This window comes from Streptomyces hydrogenans, from assembly GCF_014656075.1.
GTDB lineage: Bacteria > Actinomycetota > Actinomycetes > Streptomycetales > Streptomycetaceae > Streptomyces > Streptomyces hydrogenans.
In genome coordinates this window covers 52223-69200 of the sequence record NZ_BNBS01000038.1, presented here as the reverse complement: position 1 = coordinate 69200, position 16978 = coordinate 52223, and the positions used below count along the sequence as shown (strand labels likewise).

Below are 16978 nucleotides of genomic sequence, written 5' to 3'. Positions count from 1 at the left end.
GGATCCTGCACCGGGTGCGAACCGGAGTGCAGTGGCGTGACCTGCCCGAACGGTTTGGGTCATGGAAGACCGTCTATGAACGCCACCGCCTGTGGTCGGCCGACGGCACCTGGGAACGTCTCCTCCAGCAGGTCCAGGCGGCGGCCGACGCCGCAGGCGAGATCGGCTGGGACATCTCGGTCGACTCCACCATCGTGCACGTGGATCATGAACGACAGTCTGCAAGGACCCACTGACATCGGCGGCCCCGGCCGGTGTTTTTACGAGCTGTTGCGGTCCTTGGCCCGGTCGACCTGGCGCAGCAGCAGGTCGGCGAACTGGATGATCTGGGCCGCTTCGATCGGGTTGTCGAAGTCGACGGTGCGGTGGCTGGAGGGGTTCTTGTACCGGCCCATGGCTCCGGCGAATAGCGCGGAATCGGCCTCCTGCTCGCCGCCCTCGGCGCCGGCGTCGGCCAGCGGACCGCCGGGCTTGCCGTTCTGGTGCGGCTGGAACGCCTTGCGCATCAGCGCGACGCCGACGAGGGAGTTGTCGAGCCCGGAGGCGTCGCGGACGGCGACCTCGACGGTCTTCATGGCGGCGAAGCACGCGGTCTCGTAGTCCTCCAGGTCGAAGTTGGTGCGTACCGTCTTCTCCAGGTCCGGGTGGAGCAGACCGGCAAGCCGGGCGCGGGCCTCGAGCCGCGCTATACCAGGGCCACCCCGAACCGCCCGTCTCGACGTTGGCGGGTATGGCGGCCGGTGCCGAGGATGGGGCGCGCCGGCGGTAGTGGGGCGGACGGCGCTGCGTGTGGGCATGCTGGATCGGAGCCGGCGCGTCGCCGTCGTGGCGTCAGGTTCGGCGAAAGTCCGACAGAGTTGTTGGGCTCCTACGTGCGCGGTTGATCCCCTTACCGGATGCGGGTCAGGAGGACGATCCCGGCCTCCTCCCACATCACCTTCCACGCGGGGTTACCCGCCGCTTCGCCCAGCGCGCCTTCCGCCGCTTCTGCGGGAAAGCCGTCTGTCCGGTCGACCACCAGCCAGTCCACCGCCGGCCGGCGCTCCAGCAGCGCCGGCGTCGCGAGCCGTACCACGGTGCGGTCCGTCAGGTGCGGGGCGAGCGAGTTGCTTGATGCCACCCGCACCCCGTCCGGTACCCGCCGGACCGCCTCCCGTGCCGCTGCTTCCCGCGGGTCCGATTTCCAGAAGCCCGGCGCCGCGACCACCGCCGTCGGCTGGAACGGCAGCAGCACCAGCACTGCCCCGAGCGGTACCCACAGCATCCCTCGCCCGCGTATCCCCGGCAGCCGCGCTCCTCGCCGTACAGCGTCCACCAGGGCCGCGCACGCGACTGGCACCAGTACCGCCGAGTAGTGCAGCCCCGGTCCCCAGTGCGCCGGCACGGACGACGCGAACCGCCACCCCAGCGTCGGCAGCAGCAGCCACGCCAGCGGACTGCGCACCACCAACCCGCCCGTCACCGCCAGCAGCGCCAGCACCGTCAACGCTTTCACCGGCCACCCGTCGAGGAACCCGTACCCATCTCCCACCTGCCCGGCATACAGGTACCGTCCGTCCGGCGCGAACGCAGGCACCACCACCTTTAGCACCAGCACCGCCGCCAGCGACGCCCCACCAGCCAGCAGCCATCCGGCCCGCCGATCCCGCCCGTCTCGTGCCTTGTGCACCACCAGCAGACCGAACACCGCGGCGGTCGCCCCCAGGTCCTCCTTCACCAGCAGCAGCCCCGCCGCCCACCCCGCCGCCGCCCGCAACCGCCCGTCCAGATAAGCCCGGCACGCCAGCGCCAGCAACGGCAGCGCGAACGCCACCTCGTGGAAGTCGAAGCCGACCAGCGACTGCGTACCCCACGCCAGCCCGCACACCGCCCCCACCACCGGCCCAGCCCCCCACAGCCCCGGCAGGTGCCGCTGCGCGGTCCGTCCCGTCACGTACACCGCCGCCGACACCAACACCGCCTGAGCCACCAGCAGCACCTCGACCCGCGGCACCAGCCGGTACACCGGTCCCAGCAACGCCACCACCGGATGGAAGTGATCTCCCAGCAGCGGCAGCGCCTCGCCCTCGAACCCGGGCGGCGCCGACGCCGTCCGGATCGCCGACGCCGGCAACCGTCCCGCCGCCCACTCCCGCACCGCCTGACCGAAGATCCCCAGGTCGTAACCGGTCGTCCGGAACCGGGCGTGGTTGCGCAGCGCGAACGCCGTGTGCAGGACGAGAAGTACAGCGGCGACGAGCAATGGCGCGGTCCGGGACGGCACCGTGCCGCCCCGGCGCACCAGAGTCTCGGGAGCGGTGATTTCGATCATGGCCCGCAGTCTCGGAAGCACCGCCTGAAGGGTCCCTGAAGAAACCTGAGGACTTCCTCAGGAACCGCGGGCAGCCTGCGGCGATACTCGGCCCATGCGCATTCTGGTGATCGAGGACGAGGAACGGATAGCCGCCTCCCTGCGACGCGGCCTCACCGCCGTCGGCTACACCGTCGACGTGGCACACGACGGCATCGACGGCCTCCACATGGCCCGCGAGCACCGCTACGCCGCCGTCCTCCTCGACCTCATGCTCCCCGGCCTCAGCGGCTACCAGGTCTGCGCCCGGTTGCGCGCCGAGGGCAACGATGTCCCCGTCCTCATGCTCACCGCGAAGAACGGCGAATACGACGAGGCCGAGGGCCTCGACACCGGCGCCGACGACTACCTTGCCAAACCCTTCTCGTACGTCGTCCTGGAAGCCCGGCTCCGCGCCCTCGTCCGCCGCGGCGGCGCCCGCCTCTCCACGGTCCTGCAGGCCGGTGACCTGTGGCTCGACCCGGCCCGGCGCGCCTGCGGACGAGGCACCGACCGCATCACGCTCACCCCCAAGGAGTTCGCCGTCCTGCACTGCCTGCTGAGCCGGCCCGACGAGGTCGTGCCCGCGCTCGACGTCATCGACGAGGTCTGGTCCGCCGACTTCACCGGCGACCCGAACATCGTCCACGTCTACATCAGCGCCGTCCGCAAGAAGATCGACATTCCCTTCGGCCGGAACACCATCGAGACCGTACGAGGAGCCGGCTACCGGGTGAACGCCCGTGCCTAGGCCCATCGTGCCCCGTCAAGCCAGGGCGGCCGGGCTCACGGCGGCTCTGGTCGTCGTGGCGGTCGTGTGCTGGCTGGCGTACGCGGACACCCTTGCCGGACCAGTCAGACTCAACCCGCTCGGTGGCCGCCCGCCCTTCCGGATCGGCCCTCACATCGAGCTGGTCTCCGCCTGGGGAGCGGAGGCCGGGGCGGCGGCCGTCGCCGTCGTCTGCTGGTGGACCGGCCGGGGCACGGCACCGTGGGCGCGGCTCCGGGCCACGGCGGTCGCGGCGGCGGTCACGTACTACGTCTACGACGCGGGCTGCGAATGGGCGGGACGGGCGAACGAGATCGACCCCATCCACGTCGCCGACGAGACGCTGCGCTACGGCCTTGGGTTTCTCGCCCCGGCAGCGGGTGTGCTCACGGCGGCGGCGGTGTGGGCGGGCACCGCTGTTCGCCTCAACGGGCTCTCCTTCGGAGCGCGGCTGATGGCAGCGGCGGCCACCGCCTCCGGAGTACTCACCTTCGGCATGGTCGCGCTGCTCGACACCACCCGTGACAACGGGCTCAGCGCCGAGAGCATCTTCGGTATCGCCCGCACCACCGGCGTCCCGCTCGTCATGCTCCTCACCGGCAGCCTGGTGTACGCCACAGTGGCTCGCGCCCTGCGGCCCGTCGAGGCGATCCGCCGCGAACTCGCCGACATCACAGGACAGTCACTCGACCGCAGAGTTCCCGTCCCACCCGGATCCGACGCCATCGCAGAACTCGCCCGAACCACGAACGCGACGCTCGACCGCGTGGAAGCCGCCGCCACCCGACAGCGGGAATTCACCGCCGACGCGGCACACGAACTCCGCAGCCCCCTCGCCGCACTCCGCGCCCAACTCGAATCAGCCCTGAGACACCCCGACTCGGTCACGGACTGGCGCGAGGTCGTCGCGGAGGCGACGGCCGACGTCGTCCGCCTCCAGCACCTGGCCGACGACCTGCTCCTGCTCGCCTCGCACGGCTCCGTCACCCCGGTCCGCGAACCGGTCGACCTCTCCGCCCTCGCGCAGGACCTGGTCCGCGAACACCAGCACCTCCCGGAAGCAACCGCGCTACGCCTCCGGTGCGAGGCCCCGGACCACGCGGTCCTCCCTGGCAACCCCGTTCACCTGGACCGACTGCTTCGCAACCTCCTTGCTAACGCCTGCCGCTACGCACGGACCGAGGTCACCGTCACCGTAGGCCGAGCCGGATCCGACCTGGTCCTGACCGTCCAGGACGACGGCCCCGGCATTCCACCCGCCGACCGGGCCCGCGTCTTCGACCGGTTCACCCGCCTCGACGAAGCCCGCGCCCGCAGCACCGGCGGAGCCGGCCTCGGCCTCCCCATCGCCCGTGACCTGGCCACCTCCCACGGCGGCACCCTCACCGCCGAGGAACCCCCAGGCCCCGGCGCCCTACTGATGGCACGGTTCCCCTCTCGGACCTGACCACCGTCAGCAGTCCATCCCCAACTCGCCTGCGGCGGGCAGAAGCGCTGTTCAGGAAATCCGCTCCCCACGCGCGCGGGATGTTAGGCAGCAAGCTTGGCGTGGAGGTAAACGTCCTTCATTGCGGCCAGCAGCTACTGCCGACCGTTCTCGGGGGAAGCGTTCTGGCGGCGAGGACGTCGGCAATTTGGGCCGTGTGGGCGAGGACGATCGCGGGCGCGCTGGAGTCGCGGCACTCGGTCATCCACCGGTGCGCCGTGTGCAGGGGGCGTGCGATATCGCCGTTGTGCTCTTCGCGCCGTCATGGCTGGTGCAGAGCCAGTGCCGGTTGCTGGTACGACGGTGCTGAAGGGTGGTGCGAGGCCGACGAGGCGGGCTACAGCCTGGTGAGAGGCGTGGTTTGTCCGGGTGAGGTGGTCGCCTTGGCGGAGGTGACCGTCAGCGCGGAGGATCCAGGGTGACAGCGGGGGCACTTCGTGGCGCGGCAGCGACCTTCGGTGTCTTCCTCGCTGATCCAGCGGAGTGAGACTTCGGGCCCGTCACACTGCCCGCACCAGGGAGGCAGCGAAGGCCGGGCTGAGGGCGCCGGCACCGAGCCTGGCACAGGTTCAAGCACCGGTTCCGGTGTGCGCGAGAGAAGAGGTGGTTCTGCTGTGATCCGGTCGCGGATGGTGGCCGCCTCGAGAAATCCGGACGCCAGCCGGATCAGCGGAGCCGCCCGGCGGCGCTTTCCGGATTGCAGGAGTCCGTGCGCGGTCTGAAGGAGCTCTTCGGCTGCCACCAGGTGCTCGTACGAGGAGGCCATGGGTTCACCTCGGCGGGATCGAGCCGGCCCCGCCCATGCGGCGGGCCTGGGGAGGCTGAGGGATGCGTGAGGGTGTCGCGGCGCGCTGCCGGCGTAGATCGTCGGCGACGCAGAACAGGCACCGGGGGCCACCCGCGGCTGCCGGGTCGGTGGGCGCTCCGGGATGACGGAGGCACCCTGATGCCGACCGGGGCCGGGACAGTTCACGGGCGATAATGAACGCGCCGTGTAGCAGGTCCGCCATCACGACGAAGTCTCTCTCGGACGACCTGAGGTGAAGTTCGAAGCTTGCGTCGTTGACCCTTTGCATCCGGTCCAGTAGGCCCTCACGGGTGTAGGGCGGTGGTGGCACGTCCCACTGGATCAGGGCCTGGGGTGCTCCCGCGCGGGCACTTGCGTTGCCTGCGCGCCGGTGGGTGTTGCACAGCAGGCACTGTCCCCATCCGACGGGGGCCTCGGGATCGATAGGGCCCCTGGGGTGGGAGGTGCAGTTCGTGGAGTCTCTGGACGGCGCCAGGTTCCGCGCTGTCGTAAATGCTTGGTAGAGGGCGTCCGCGATGGCCTCGAACTCTGCCGGATCGCCGTGCTCAGGAAGGGCGCGAATGTGGTCTCCGGCGCTGGCCAGCTTGGTGCGGAGCTCGGCCAACAAGGGCGGCCGTTTGGTCGGAACCCGGTAGGTGGAGTCTTGCGGATTGTGCACGAGGGCACCAGACCGCACCTGCTCTGCGGTATTCCTCTCTGTTGCCGGCGGGTTGCTCCTTCCGGGCGAAAAGATCACCCGCTGGTGGGTAGGCCGTTGTGTGAGCGGTGACTCAAGTCCTGAGCTTGGATCGTCCCGTTGAGAACGGTGGCCGCGGCCATCAGGCCGGCGGACGGAGGGGCAGGACAGTGGGAGATCGTTCTCGGGAGGGGGAAGCAGTGGATCGGGTCGGCGAAGGGCAATGGAAGCCTGGGACGCGTGGTGAGGCACCGGTCTCTGCCGCGGACGGTCGTGCAGGTCTGCCTCGGCCGCGGCTGCCGTCTCCGGAGGAGATCGAGGCTGCTCGGACCCCGCGAGGCGGCTGGACTCGTGCGCAGCTGGCCGCCTGGGGTGTCCCCTGGCCGGCCCCGAAGGGATGGAAGCAGCGGCTTGAGCGGGAGTGGCGAGCTGCGGGCGGTTCCGCTTCGGCGTCTCCCGTCGGCTTCGTGACACCTCCGGCCCGCTCCCCTTCCGTGCAAGAGGCTCTTCCTGGGTCCTTCGGTGACGCGGTTGCGGTCGAACGGCCCCAGGCGTCTGGTCTCGACGAGAGACGGGGAAGGTGTCCCGACTGCGCCATGGAGGTACTGAAGTACCAGGTGCCGACGGGAAAGTGGATCTTGGTCGACCCTGATCCGATCACTCATTCTGTGCGCCCTCACGTCCCGTCCGACGTGCTGTGGACTATCTCGGAGGGGGTGGCGGTGCGCCCTGACCAGCATGGGACTGGCCTGTGGTGGGTGTGGCACCACCGCACATGTCGGGCGGTGAACCCGACCGCCGCCAGTCTGTTGCAGTTGTGGCGGGCGCCGGCGCGAAGCATGGAACCGGCCGCGCCGGTGGTGCCTGAGCCGATGCCCATGAGGGTGGTCCCTGTACGCCCAGAGCTCGACCGCTCCGACGTGATGGCGAAGGTTGCCTGCAGTCAGTGCGGGGCTGTACGGGGGTCACCGTGTACGACGCCCCGCGGCCGGGCGAAGAGCGGGATGCATCGCGAACGCTGGGCTGCTTACCCCTGGTGATCGTCAGGCTCGTCCGTGGCCTGGGCCGGCAGGATCGCCGCGGCGGTTCGCTGGATCACTCGTTGCCGGTAGGTCTGCACGATCCCGCTGATCTGGTCGAGGTCATCGAGGGCGATGGCGTCGAGTTCGGTGTCGAAGCGGTCCCGGTCGCCGGCGGCTCCGTAGGCGGTGAGGGACTGGCGAAGTTCGGCCAGGGTGCGCATGGCAGGGACTGTCGGCCAGAGGAGAGTGACGAGCTGCGCTCCTGGGGTGGAGCTGAGGTCCACGCGGGCCTGCACGGTGCGCAGGTCGGTGCGGTGGAGGGTGAGGACCGGCTTGCAGGCGTCAGTCAGCACGGACGCGGGGTGTTCGGCGGGAAAGGTCTCCAGGAGGGAGCGGGAGGTGTCGGGGGTGGTGGGCAGAGCGGTGGTGAACAGGGAAGGCACGCTGGTCCTGAGCATCTGGACGGCCCGCAGCAGCTCTTCCGCCGGCGTGGGGGGTTCGTAGTCCAGGTCGTCGATCGGGTCGTACCGGTCCACGTAGGGGTATTCGTCGGGGCTCATCCGTTCGTAGTCCTCGACCACGAGGAACCCGAACTCCTTTCCCCGGTGCTGTGCCTGAAGGCGTTCGTTGATACGAGATGACGTGGGGTGGGCGTGGGTGTCCACCAGCAGCAGAGGCGGTACGTGCGGCGGCCGACGCGGGGTGCACAGCAGGGTGGGGATGCCGGCTTCGGCCGCGTAGACGGCAAGGTCGGTCCCCAGGGATGTCTCAGGGGTGCCGCGCTCGACGACGACTCCAACCTTGTGCCGGTAGATGAGCTCGGCGATGGCGGAGAAGGACTCCCAGGGAGTGGGGATGGGGTCTTGCGGGTCACGCGACGTCTGGGACTGCTCGTCGAATGATCCGATGGTGCTGGTCAACAGGTCCTCACTCCGAGAGCTCGGGGGCAGCGTTCCGCCGGCGGGTCAAAGGCAGACACTGCCCAGCCGGGATCCCGGGCATGCACAGGTCACCAGGCAGACGACCCGGAAGCGGTCTGTCCCCACCGGCGGTGGACCCGGGCCCTGCGCTTCTCTACCCGCTCGCACTCCCAGCACCGCCACCCCTCAGGCTGCTTGCCTACGGTCGAGTGCCAGCACCCGGGAGTCGCACACAGGGCCTTGTCGCCGGTCGGGCCGTCGTGGATGACGATGTCCTGCCCCACCGGTGCGCGCTCGTAGCCCTCGGGCCGCTCGGTCAGGATGTAGTCGTCGTGCAGCAGCGGATGGAACTGGATCAGCTCGAAGGTCACATGATCCGGGGCGCCGGATTCGAAGTGGTCGACACACTGCTGCTTCCACCAGCGGCGCAGGAAGGTGAAGTCGTTGACGACCCACGCCCACATCCGGCCGCCGGTGAGGTTGAGGATCTGCTGCCCCTGCCGGCCCGGGGCGTAGGGGATGTCAACTTCCTCCCACTTGCCTTCCTCGACGTCGAAGACACCGTTCTCGCAGCGCTCCTGCGTACCGCTGAAAGTCGAGATGCACCGCAGTTCATGGACCTCGCACGGCGCCAGCCTCAGTGTGCCGTGGTAGGAGATGACATGCCGTACTTGCTGGGCCTCGTCCGGATCGGGGGAGGCGACCTGCTCCTCGATGACGGGCTCGATGTACGGGGCGAACTCACCGCGGTCGATACGTCCGCGCATCCGCACGGCCAGGCGGGCCACCACATCCTGCAGCTCTTCGGGGAGATCGGGATGCTCAGCGGCCGGGCAGATCGCCGGGTGCGGGATACGGCAGTACCCGGTGAAAGGATCCCGCCCCGGGTAGGCGACCCCCTTGGCCAGGTGCCACTGCATCCTCTGGGGAACTGGCCCCGCCGGAAACTCCGGAGACAACGGGATCCGAAGTGAGTCATACCGCTCGAACCACTCAATCGGCGTATCGCAGTACTTGCAGCGGTCTGCGGCCAAACGCCGCAGCAAGCGAGTCTGGTTCGAACGGTGCAGGTGCATGGACAAGGCTGTTCCTCGATCCGGTACTGCGGGACAGCGCCCGCGAACGTGAAGGATATTCCAGGGCGTTCAGCCAGAGGGCCCGTCCGACCGCTCATGTCACACCACAAGCAGAAGGGCCGGCCGTCACCGTCGAGGGGAAGGGGCCGCCCTCGGTCTCGGCACTGCCGAAGTCCACTGCGGGCGGGGCCCATGGGACGGCGGGCCGCGGTGGCTGTCCCACAGATTCACGCCTCAACCACCTCGCCGGGCAGTGCACGGGCGGCGTACTCGGCCAGTCGCTGCGCCCGTGAGTCTGACGCCGTCGCCTTGGCATCTCGCGTCGGGTTCTGACCGCTCAGCTGGTCGAGACGGACGGCCAGAAGGTGTTCGGCCGTCCGGGCGCGGGCCTGCTGAGCACTCTGCCGGGCGGCCGCAATCACGTCTGCCTCGCTGGCGTCAGGCCAGTCCCAGCGACGCGCCCGCTCGGTGGCGTAGACGCGGTCCGCCTCGGCCGTGGCCTGCTGGCAGGCCGCAAGAGCCCTGAGCGCCGACTGCCGGATCTGCGGAACGACCTCCTTGAGCACTTCCAGCTCCGCGTACGCGATCACGTCCCGCACCGTGTCCTGCTCCCCCGGCGTTCCGCTGGGCACGTGGGCGGTGAGGAACCGCTGCCGGGCCTCCCCCATGAGCACACCGAGGATCTCTCGGGTGTCGCCGACCGCTCGGCGGATGCCCTCGCTGTCCGCAGGATCCACCGCCGCGGCGGACAAGGATTCCGCCTCGGCCAAAAGCTCCTGGGCGGCACGCTGGTAGCGGCAGGCGTCGCACCGTCCGTCGGAGTTCGCCCGGCCGCATTCCTCACAGGGCAGTACCCGACGTGCGGCCGCCTCGGAGTCCGCTCGCTCCCGCTCTGCCGCCGCACGGGCGTCGGCCTCCGCACGGGCCGCAGCGCGCCGAACCTGCTCAGCCTGGGCCTGCTCACGGCGATACACGTAGTCGGCAGCCTCGACCGCGGCGTACTCGCGCATCCGGGCCTCCACGACGCGGCGCCGCTCGTACTCGTCCAGGCCGGGCATCTCCTCAGCGACGGTCGACGTGATCCGGGCCCGCCAGGCCCGCCGCGAGTGCAGCACGTTGGCGCAGTTGTCGCAGTCGGCACCAGTATCGAGCCGGGCGCCGTCGTCGCATCGCACGTCCGAGCATGACGGCCGGCGCACCAGCCCGCGGTGTGTGATCCAGCCGTATGGGCGGGCGATCAGGGCCTCGCCGCCGGTCTCCTCGAGCCGGGACGTCAGCCGAGCGGCCAGCACCGACGGGGCCTGCCCCGCCCACTCCAGCACTTGGCGCAGCTGGGCGAGCTCCACCTTCGCAGTCTTCACTACCTGGTCCTGCTGCCAGCGGTTCAACTTCGTCCACAGCCAGGACACCGGCGCCAGAGCCACCCGCAGATCAAGATCGGCCGGAAGCTCCGACCGCCCCTGCTGCTGCGTCTTTCGACCACCCACGACCGTCAGCCGGGCACCAGCACCAGCGGCAACGCCGCCTGCCTGCTCATGCCCGTCGACCGGTGACTCCTTCGGCTTTTCACCGCGGAGCGGGTCGGCCCCGGCCACTGGGCTCCCGGATCCGGCAACGGCGGACTCGCCGTCGGCGTGCTGGTCCTCGCGCATGCACGCGCGTCTCGGCCGACGGCCTTCAGTTCCACGGCCTTCGCCGGAAAAGCCACCAGAGAGCTGCGGAGGAACGACGGGGCTACCCAGGTGAGGGTGGTCAGTGTGAAGGGCTGCCGCAACGTCGGGGTCTGCAACATCCGGCTCATCCGTCACAGACAGGCCGCTGACCTGCGGTTCGGAAGCCCCCTCCAGGACCTCACTAGGCCCTGCCGTAGCGTCGGGGTCTGAAAAATCGGGCTCCCGGTCCTCCGCACGGTCCTCCTGGACATCATCGGCGACCGTGCGGCCGTGCGCGGCGGCGACCGCCGGCACCATCAACCGCGTCCGGTGCGCCATCTTCGACGCCGTCCGCAGCCGCACCCGCAGCACCAGCTCCCGGTCCTCCAGGCGCTCCAGCACCCGCTCCCCCGCCGACGCCGAGCAGCCCAGCAACCGGGCCACCGTCACCGCGGCCCGGCCACGCTTGGTGTCCACCGTGCCGCCGCACTGCCGCACCCGCCCGGACTCCCGCGCCTCCAGCACCAGCAACAGCAGCGCCAGACGATCCGTCGCCGCGCCCCGACCGGTACGCGTACCGATCAGCCCAGCCGGCGTCACCGAACCGTCCCGGTGCTTCCAGCCCGGAGCCATCACGGCCTCGAACAGCCGCTGCAGCGTTGCGTACTCCTTCTTCGCCAAGTTCAGCCGGTGGCCGACAACGCCCTGCGCCGCCCACAGAGGCAGCACCTTGCACTCCAGGCCGATGTCCTCGCGGTACTCGCCCTTCTCGGTCTCCACCGACACCACACCCGAGCGGCGCAGCTCCGACACCACTGCGGACGCCGTGTACGACGCCGACATCCCCAGCCACCGGCCGAGCTCCGAGGTATGGATCTTCACCACGCCGTTCTCCGACGGCGTCCGCGACGCCAGCACCAGCACCGCCAGACGCGCCGCGTCCGACGCGCCCTCCAGACCCGCCGCATCCAGGAGAGAGCGCACCGCACCACCCAGACGCGCACGCGCGTCGCGACCGAGCGACAGCGGATGACCCGCAGCCCGCTCCGGGACCGGCCCGGCCTGCGCCGGCACCGACCGAAGCCGACGCCGCGAGGTCCCCCCGGCGGACCCGGTGCGGGAGCGTGGCAGCACGGCGGCCGACGCCGCCACAGCGCTCATCGAACACCCGCAACGGTCGAGAGGCGGAACGTGGCCGTGGGTACAGCGGCACCAGTGATCATCTCGGCAGCCTGGACCGGACGACCTGTGGAAAGAGTCCACTCCGCGCGGATTGCTCTCCGGGCTCCCGCACGGCGGACAACAACTTCAGATTGCGTCCCGACACACGGGATGGCCCCCTTGAGGGCGCCACTGACGAAGTCGTTGCGGACGCGGATGGACACCGACCGGGCAGACCCGGTCGGGTTGTGGGTTCCTATAGGAAGACTCGCTTCTTGCTCAAAAGGTGCGAAGAGGAGGATCGCGTACGTCTGTTCCGTCACGCGAAACGCGTGAACCGCGCGAATCGCGCCGAAACGGGCGGCGCTCGACTTTTCAGGAGACACCAGATCGGGCACTATGGCGAGGACACCAGCTTCCATATGCGAGTCGGACCGCCCCGTTCACACGGGGCTGCCGGCGAGCGGATGAGGGTGTAGCCCCTCTTCTTTGTGAAGCGGGGCAGACACCGAAAGGCAGGGGGAGATTTCTCCTCTCGTCTCGGTGGATCCGCAGAGCCCCTGTGGTGGGGGCCCTGCGGGACACGCACAGCGGGTGCTGCGCGGCTGTGGTGGCCGTGGTGAGTGGCCCTGGTTAGGGGCCGAGTTGGAAAAGTGCGGCTCAGTGAGCCGCAGCTCAGAACCAGCTGGAACTGGGATCTGAGCAGCCGATGCGGTGGTAAGCCGGTCGGCAGACGGGCCGCGCGGGGCCTGGCGGGTGGTTAGTCCGTTTCAGGCGCGCGTGGCCGATGGCCTCTAGGTCATCCCGATCCCCCTTCGGAGACCGGCGTCGGCATGCCCTCATCTGGCTTCGCGGCCTCGGGAAACCGCTCCGCGAGCCGGTTGAGCAGATGTAGGTAGACCGCACGGTGAGGGCGCCGGGGGTACGTCTGGCCCAGCTCCCAGCGCGCGACTGCGACGCGCTTTACGCCCACGACCTCCGCGACTTCCTGCTGCGTCAGGCCGGCAGCCAGGCGCAGCTTGGCGCGTACCGGCGGAGGCGGCAGAACGTCGTTGAGTAGGGCGTCGACCCGCTTCAAGCGGTCCGGGTCCGTCACGGCGCAGCCTCTCAAGATTGATGGTGCCATGAAAGATATACCACGCGAACGCGGAACGGGTGGAGCCGAGACAGCCAACCGCGTTTCGTTCGATGCCCGGTAGGGTCCGTGCCCGTGTCCCGCACCGTGTTCTTCGATCTGGACGGCACGCTGGCCGACCGTCAGGCGGCACTCAGCGACGCCGTAACCGGCCTGTGCCGCGCCAACGCGCTCACTTCCGATGCCGAACAGTGGCTGCGCACCGAGCTGGCCGAACGCGCGAACGCTGCCGACTTCACCCGGTTGCGTGATGCCTTCGGCCTGGAAACACCCGCCGCGGACTTGTGGCAGGAGTACGTCGACCGCGTAGCCGCCGCCGTCACCTGCCGACCCGAGGTCCTCGAGGGCCTGGCTCGTCTGCGCGCCGCCGCATGGACGATCGGCGTCATCACCAACGGCGCTGGCGACATCCAGCGGGCCAAACTCGCTGCGACCGGCCTCGCCGACCTGGTCGACGGCGTCGCCGTCTCGGGCGACCTTGAAATTCGCAAACCGGACCTGCGTCTCTTCGAGCTCGCGGCCACCCGCTGCGGCGTCAGCCTCGCTGACGGCGGCTGGATGGTCGGCGACAACCCAGCCGGAGACATCGGCGGCGGCCGCCAGGCCGGCCTGCGCACCATCTGGCTGCGCGGCCGCCCCTGGCCCGACGGACTGCCCGCCGCGCACCACGTCGTCGAAGACGTCACCGACGCCCTCGCCATCCTGCTCACCAAGGAGTAGCACCGTGGACCAGCCGACCGTCGGCATCCTCCACCCCGGCAGCATGGGCGCAGCTGTCGCCGCCTGCGCCGCGATCAACGCGACCGAGGCCCTGTGGTACGAGACCGGGCGCAGCGCCGCGTCCACAGAGCGCGCCGCCCAGTTCGGCCTGACGCCCGTGCCCACGCTGTACGACTTGCTCGACCGCAGCGACATCGTCATTAGCCTCTGCCCACCAGCCGCAGCCGAGGACCTGGCCCGCGATGTCGCCGGGCACCGCTTCGCCGGGGTGTTCGTGGAGGCGAACGCCATCAGCCCCGAGCGGGCGCAACGGATCGCCGTGCTGCTCGAACCGGACGCGACCGTCGTAGACGGCGGCGTCGTCGGATCCCCGCCAGTCGGCGGCAAGACGCCGACCCTGTACCTGTCCGGGCCAGCCTCCGCGACCGAGCGCATCAAGGCGTTGTTCGCGGGCACTGCTGTCCGAACCACGGTGCTGGGCACGGAGGTCGGAAAAGCGTCCGCATTGAAGCTCGCGTACGCCTCGTTCCAGAAGACCAGCCGCGTGCTGGTAGCGCTCGCGCTTGGCATGGCGCGCGAGCACGGTGTTGACCAGGAGCTCATCGAGATCGCCTCCCAGCGCACCGACTCGTACCTCTCCGAGCCGCAGTACGTCGCCAAGACCGCCGCGCGCGCCTGGCGCTGGGGCCCGGAGCTGGAGGAAGCCGCCAACGCACTCGCCACCGCCGGCCTCCCGCCGGAGATGCTGCGCGCGGCCGCGTCCACGCTGGCACGGTGGAACGACGCCAAGGACGACGGCGAGCTCACGCTCATCGACGCCCTGGACCGACTCGCCCGCCCGTAGCCCGCGCTCACGCCGTTGCTACTCCCGCCTGCTGCGCCAGCAGCTGGTCGATGAGCCGCGCAGCGTTCTGCGGCGACGCCACCGTGGTGTCCACGGTAAGGTCCCAGACCATCTCCGGGTGCGCGTCCTGGTCCTCGCGGGTCGCATCCCACGCCGCCAGCCGTGCCGCGGTGTCACCGTCACCGCGTCCCGCCGACCGCTGCTCGGTCGTCGCGCGCGGGCACCACAACAGCACCACTGACCAGTCCGCCGGGTAACCGTCGATCAGCGCTCGGATGCCGTTGACCTGCCCGAGGTGCACCACCGGCACCCCAGCCGCGAACGCGGCGTCGACGCCGGGCCGGTCGATCACGTACGTGTTGCCGTACCGGGCGTTCGCATAGACGACGTCGCCCGTGGCCTCCAGCTGGCGCAGCTGCTCTACAGTGCCCATCCGGTAGCCAGCCGACTTGCCCGACCCGACCTTGAGCCGCGCGAACTGCACGTACTTCGAGTTCAGCTCGGTGAGCGCCGCCGTGACGGTGTCCTTGCCCGAGGCCGGCGGACCGTACAGGAGCACCCCCTGGCGCCCAGTCACGAATACATCGCCCCCATCGCCTGCCGCGCCTGGTCCGCGAGCGTCACGGCCGTCCCCAGCCGGTTGTCGACAACCAGGTGCGGCACCGCCGGGCGCAGTTCGAGGTCGATCGTGGCCATGTACTCGTCCCACCGCTGAAGCTTCCACGCGTCCCGGGCCGCTGAGCGGAATCCGATGTACTCGCGCATCGATTCCTCATCGCAGCGCACCCACACGGGGAAGACATCGACCCCCATCGATCCCGCACGGTTCGTCAGGCGCTGCATCCAGGCCGCGTCCGTCATCTCCGCGATGAACGGCGCGGTTAGCACGGTGGAGATACCGCACTTGATGTTCGCCAGTGCCGACTGCATCAGGCAGTCGTACTCCACCGGTCGGACCTGTTCTCGATAGAGATCAGTGTGCCGGTCGTTGGGGTCGCCGCCGAGCGCGATGAGCAGGCGCTCCACGAGCGGCCGGGTGAGCGGGTCCTTGTCGAGCAGTGGCCAGCCGGTGAGCTGGACAAAGAAGCGTGCGAGCTCTGTCTTGCCGGAGCCCGCGTAGCCGCCGACCAGGATCAGGACAGGACGGTGCGGGTCGCCGCCTGTGTGCCGGCGCTTCCACGCGTCGATGATCCGCTGCTGCAGCGCGAAGTGATCGGCCTCCTCCGAGCCAGGTGCGATGCGGTGGATCGCCCGCTCGACCGCCAGAACATGGGCGCCATTGATGCGGTCGTCGATCGGCGTGAGCTTGAAGGATGTCTCCTCGCCCGGCAGGGCGTTCCGGAATCCGAGGTCCGGCTCGGTCGCCCGGTAGAGGAGGCAGTAGGCGCGCCGGTAGTGCGGGCCGGGGTAGACCTCACCGGTCTCGTGCTGCCACAGCGTCTGGGGATTCGCGGCGGGAATGCCCTTCAGTTTGGCTTGCTCGGCCACTTCGCGGAGCCGCTCGCCGGCCTTCTCCAGAGTCAGGCCGTGCGCCTCACGCTGCTCACGCAGCCGGTCCGGCCGCCACCCCGCTCGCTGCTTTCCCACCCGTTGCCCCTCCGTCATCGTCATGCCTGCGAGCCTAGAGCTCGGGCCCGAAATCCCATGTGTACACGGATGTTGAAAACCCGTGAACGAGCTCATGTACGCGCTTCGACAGCGCGCTGTGATGTCTCTGCCGAAGCACTCGCGGTGTGATTGCTCCAGCAGCGCAGCCGGATAGTGGATGAGGAGGTGCCCGGTGCACAGTCGACTTGCTTCGCGTGCGTGGCGCGATCAGGTCTTCCGCTCTCGCTCAAGTTCTTCGAGTCGAGTAGCCATCGCGTCAAGCCTGGCCTCAAGCCTCTTGACGGTGGCAGAAAGCTCGGCCGTGGAAGGCTGTGCTACGACAGGCGTCGGTCGGGCGCGAACGAATACGCCCTTCCCTGCCTGTCCGTACAGAAGGCCTTCGGCGGTCAGTTCCGTGACGGCGCGCCGGACCACGGTGCTGGAGACGTTGTACTGCGATCCCAGTTTGGCGGTCGAAGGGATCGGGTCTCCGACTGCAAGACGGCCGTCGGCGATCCGTTGGCGGAGGTCCTCCATGACGCGCTGGTACTCCGGCTGACCGTTCCCCACCACTGCTCCTTCCTCATATAGCCGCTTGCTTGAGCTGCTCATAGTGCAGCACACGAGCGTGGTGGGCACTCTGTGCAGGGTCTGGGTCGTCATGGGAACACCTCCTTGACAACCTTATACACATAGTGCACCTTGTACCTAAAGCTCGTGGTCCTCCGGGATCACCGAGTTAGCACCACTGCAGTTTCTGCAGCTCGTCTTTCCGGAGTCGGGCAGGTGGTCG

Annotated in this window: 14 protein-coding genes and 1 pseudogene; 6 read left to right on the top strand and 9 right to left on the bottom strand. The window is 69.5% G+C overall.

Features of this window, described 5'->3' with window-relative positions; translation table 11 throughout:
* Positions 1-230: pseudogene (locus IE321_RS18120) on the top strand (transposase); the annotation flags it as partial.
* A gap of 30 nt (positions 231-260) precedes the next feature.
* Here the strand turns inward: IE321_RS18120 and IE321_RS18115 are convergent.
* Positions 261-797 (bottom strand): TIGR02391 family protein, encoded by a 537-nt coding sequence (locus IE321_RS18115; protein WP_190223681.1) that lies wholly within the window; start codon positions 795-797, stop codon positions 261-263.
* A 92-nt stretch (positions 798-889) separates the two neighbouring features.
* Positions 890-2311 carry a DUF2079 domain-containing protein gene (locus tag IE321_RS18110; RefSeq protein ID WP_190223680.1) on the bottom strand — a complete coding sequence of 474 codons (1422 nt, stop codon included), beginning with the start codon at positions 2309-2311 and terminating at the stop codon, positions 890-892.
* A 94-nt stretch (positions 2312-2405) separates the two neighbouring features.
* On the opposite strand from IE321_RS18110, the gene IE321_RS18105 reads away from it, so the two are divergent.
* The 3 genes from IE321_RS18105 to IE321_RS43205 all read left to right on the top strand — a co-directional run bounded on the left by IE321_RS18105 (position 2406) and on the right by IE321_RS43205 (position 7108).
* On the top strand, positions 2406-3080 hold the full coding sequence (locus IE321_RS18105; RefSeq protein WP_190223679.1) for a response regulator: 675 nt from the start codon (positions 2406-2408) through the stop codon (positions 3078-3080).
* Positions 3073-4545, top strand: coding sequence for a sensor histidine kinase (locus IE321_RS18100; protein WP_226651979.1), 1473 nt, complete (start codon positions 3073-3075; stop codon positions 4543-4545). Before IE321_RS18105 ends, IE321_RS18100 begins: the two co-directional genes overlap by 8 nt.
* A gap of 1612 nt (positions 4546-6157) precedes the next feature.
* Positions 6158-7108 carry a DUF6083 domain-containing protein gene (locus tag IE321_RS43205; RefSeq protein ID WP_372470268.1) on the top strand — a complete coding sequence of 317 codons (951 nt, stop codon included), beginning with the start codon at positions 6158-6160 and terminating at the stop codon, positions 7106-7108.
* Here the strand turns inward: IE321_RS43205 and IE321_RS42035 are convergent.
* The 4 genes from IE321_RS42035 to IE321_RS18080 form a co-directional block, all read right to left on the bottom strand.
* The gene (locus IE321_RS42035; RefSeq protein WP_226651983.1) at positions 7096-8010 is read right to left on the bottom strand and encodes a hypothetical protein; all 915 of its coding nucleotides are present in this window, start codon (positions 8008-8010) and stop codon (positions 7096-7098) included. The genes IE321_RS43205 and IE321_RS42035 overlap by 13 nt on opposite strands.
* A gap of 89 nt (positions 8011-8099) precedes the next feature.
* Positions 8100-9086, bottom strand: a complete 987-nt coding sequence (locus IE321_RS18090) for a DUF6083 domain-containing protein (RefSeq protein WP_190223678.1) — start codon at positions 9084-9086, stop codon at positions 8100-8102.
* Between the two features lie 227 nt (positions 9087-9313).
* On the bottom strand, positions 9314-11812 hold the full coding sequence (locus tag IE321_RS42030) for a hypothetical protein (protein ID WP_229916441.1): 2499 nt from the start codon (positions 11810-11812) through the stop codon (positions 9314-9316).
* An 886-nt stretch (positions 11813-12698) separates the two neighbouring features.
* A complete protein-coding gene (locus IE321_RS18080; protein ID WP_190223677.1) occupies positions 12699-12995 on the bottom strand; it encodes a helix-turn-helix transcriptional regulator in 297 nt (98 codons plus the stop codon).
* Between the two features lie 114 nt (positions 12996-13109).
* Between IE321_RS18080 and IE321_RS18075 the strand changes: the two genes are divergently transcribed.
* Positions 13110-13754 carry an HAD family hydrolase gene (locus IE321_RS18075; protein ID WP_226651258.1) on the top strand — a complete coding sequence of 215 codons (645 nt, stop codon included), beginning with the start codon at positions 13110-13112 and terminating at the stop codon, positions 13752-13754.
* A 4-nt stretch (positions 13755-13758) separates the two neighbouring features.
* The gene (locus IE321_RS18070; protein WP_190223676.1) at positions 13759-14598 is read left to right on the top strand and encodes an NAD(P)-dependent oxidoreductase; all 840 of its coding nucleotides are present in this window, start codon (positions 13759-13761) and stop codon (positions 14596-14598) included.
* Between the two features lie 7 nt (positions 14599-14605).
* On the opposite strand, the gene IE321_RS18065 is transcribed toward IE321_RS18070, so the two are convergent.
* The 3 genes from IE321_RS18065 to IE321_RS18055 all read right to left on the bottom strand — a co-directional run bounded on the left by IE321_RS18065 (position 14606) and on the right by IE321_RS18055 (position 16848).
* Positions 14606-15175 (bottom strand): phosphotransferase-like protein, encoded by a 570-nt coding sequence (locus tag IE321_RS18065; protein WP_190223675.1) that lies wholly within the window; start codon positions 15173-15175, stop codon positions 14606-14608.
* A complete protein-coding gene (locus IE321_RS18060; RefSeq protein WP_190223674.1) occupies positions 15172-16209 on the bottom strand; it encodes an AAA family ATPase in 1038 nt (345 codons plus the stop codon). Before IE321_RS18060 ends, IE321_RS18065 begins: the two co-directional genes overlap by 4 nt.
* A gap of 204 nt (positions 16210-16413) precedes the next feature.
* A complete protein-coding gene (locus tag IE321_RS18055; protein ID WP_190223673.1) occupies positions 16414-16848 on the bottom strand; it encodes a GntR family transcriptional regulator in 435 nt (144 codons plus the stop codon).
* Between the last annotated feature and the right edge of the window lie 130 nt (positions 16849-16978).

What these genes read in the sequence shown, in the direction of transcription:
- IE321_RS18115 (WP_190223681.1), bottom strand. Translation starts at nt 797, where the DNA reads ATGCCCACACGCAGCGCCGTCCGCCCCACTACCGCCGGCGCGCCCCAT.
- IE321_RS18110 (WP_190223680.1), bottom strand. Translation starts at nt 2,311, where the DNA reads ATGATCGAAATCACCGCTCCCGAGACTCTGGTGCGCCGGGGCGGCACG.
- IE321_RS18105 (WP_190223679.1), top strand. Translation starts at nt 2,406, where the DNA reads ATGCGCATTCTGGTGATCGAGGACGAGGAACGGATAGCCGCCTCCCTG.
- IE321_RS18090 (WP_190223678.1), bottom strand. Translation starts at nt 9,086, where the DNA reads ATGCACCTGCACCGTTCGAACCAGACTCGCTTGCTGCGGCGTTTGGCC.
- IE321_RS18060 (WP_190223674.1), bottom strand. Translation starts at nt 16,209, where the DNA reads ATGACGATGACGGAGGGGCAACGGGTGGGAAAGCAGCGAGCGGGGTGG.
- IE321_RS18055 (WP_190223673.1), bottom strand. Translation starts at nt 16,848, where the DNA reads ATGACGACCCAGACCCTGCACAGAGTGCCCACCACGCTCGTGTGCTGC.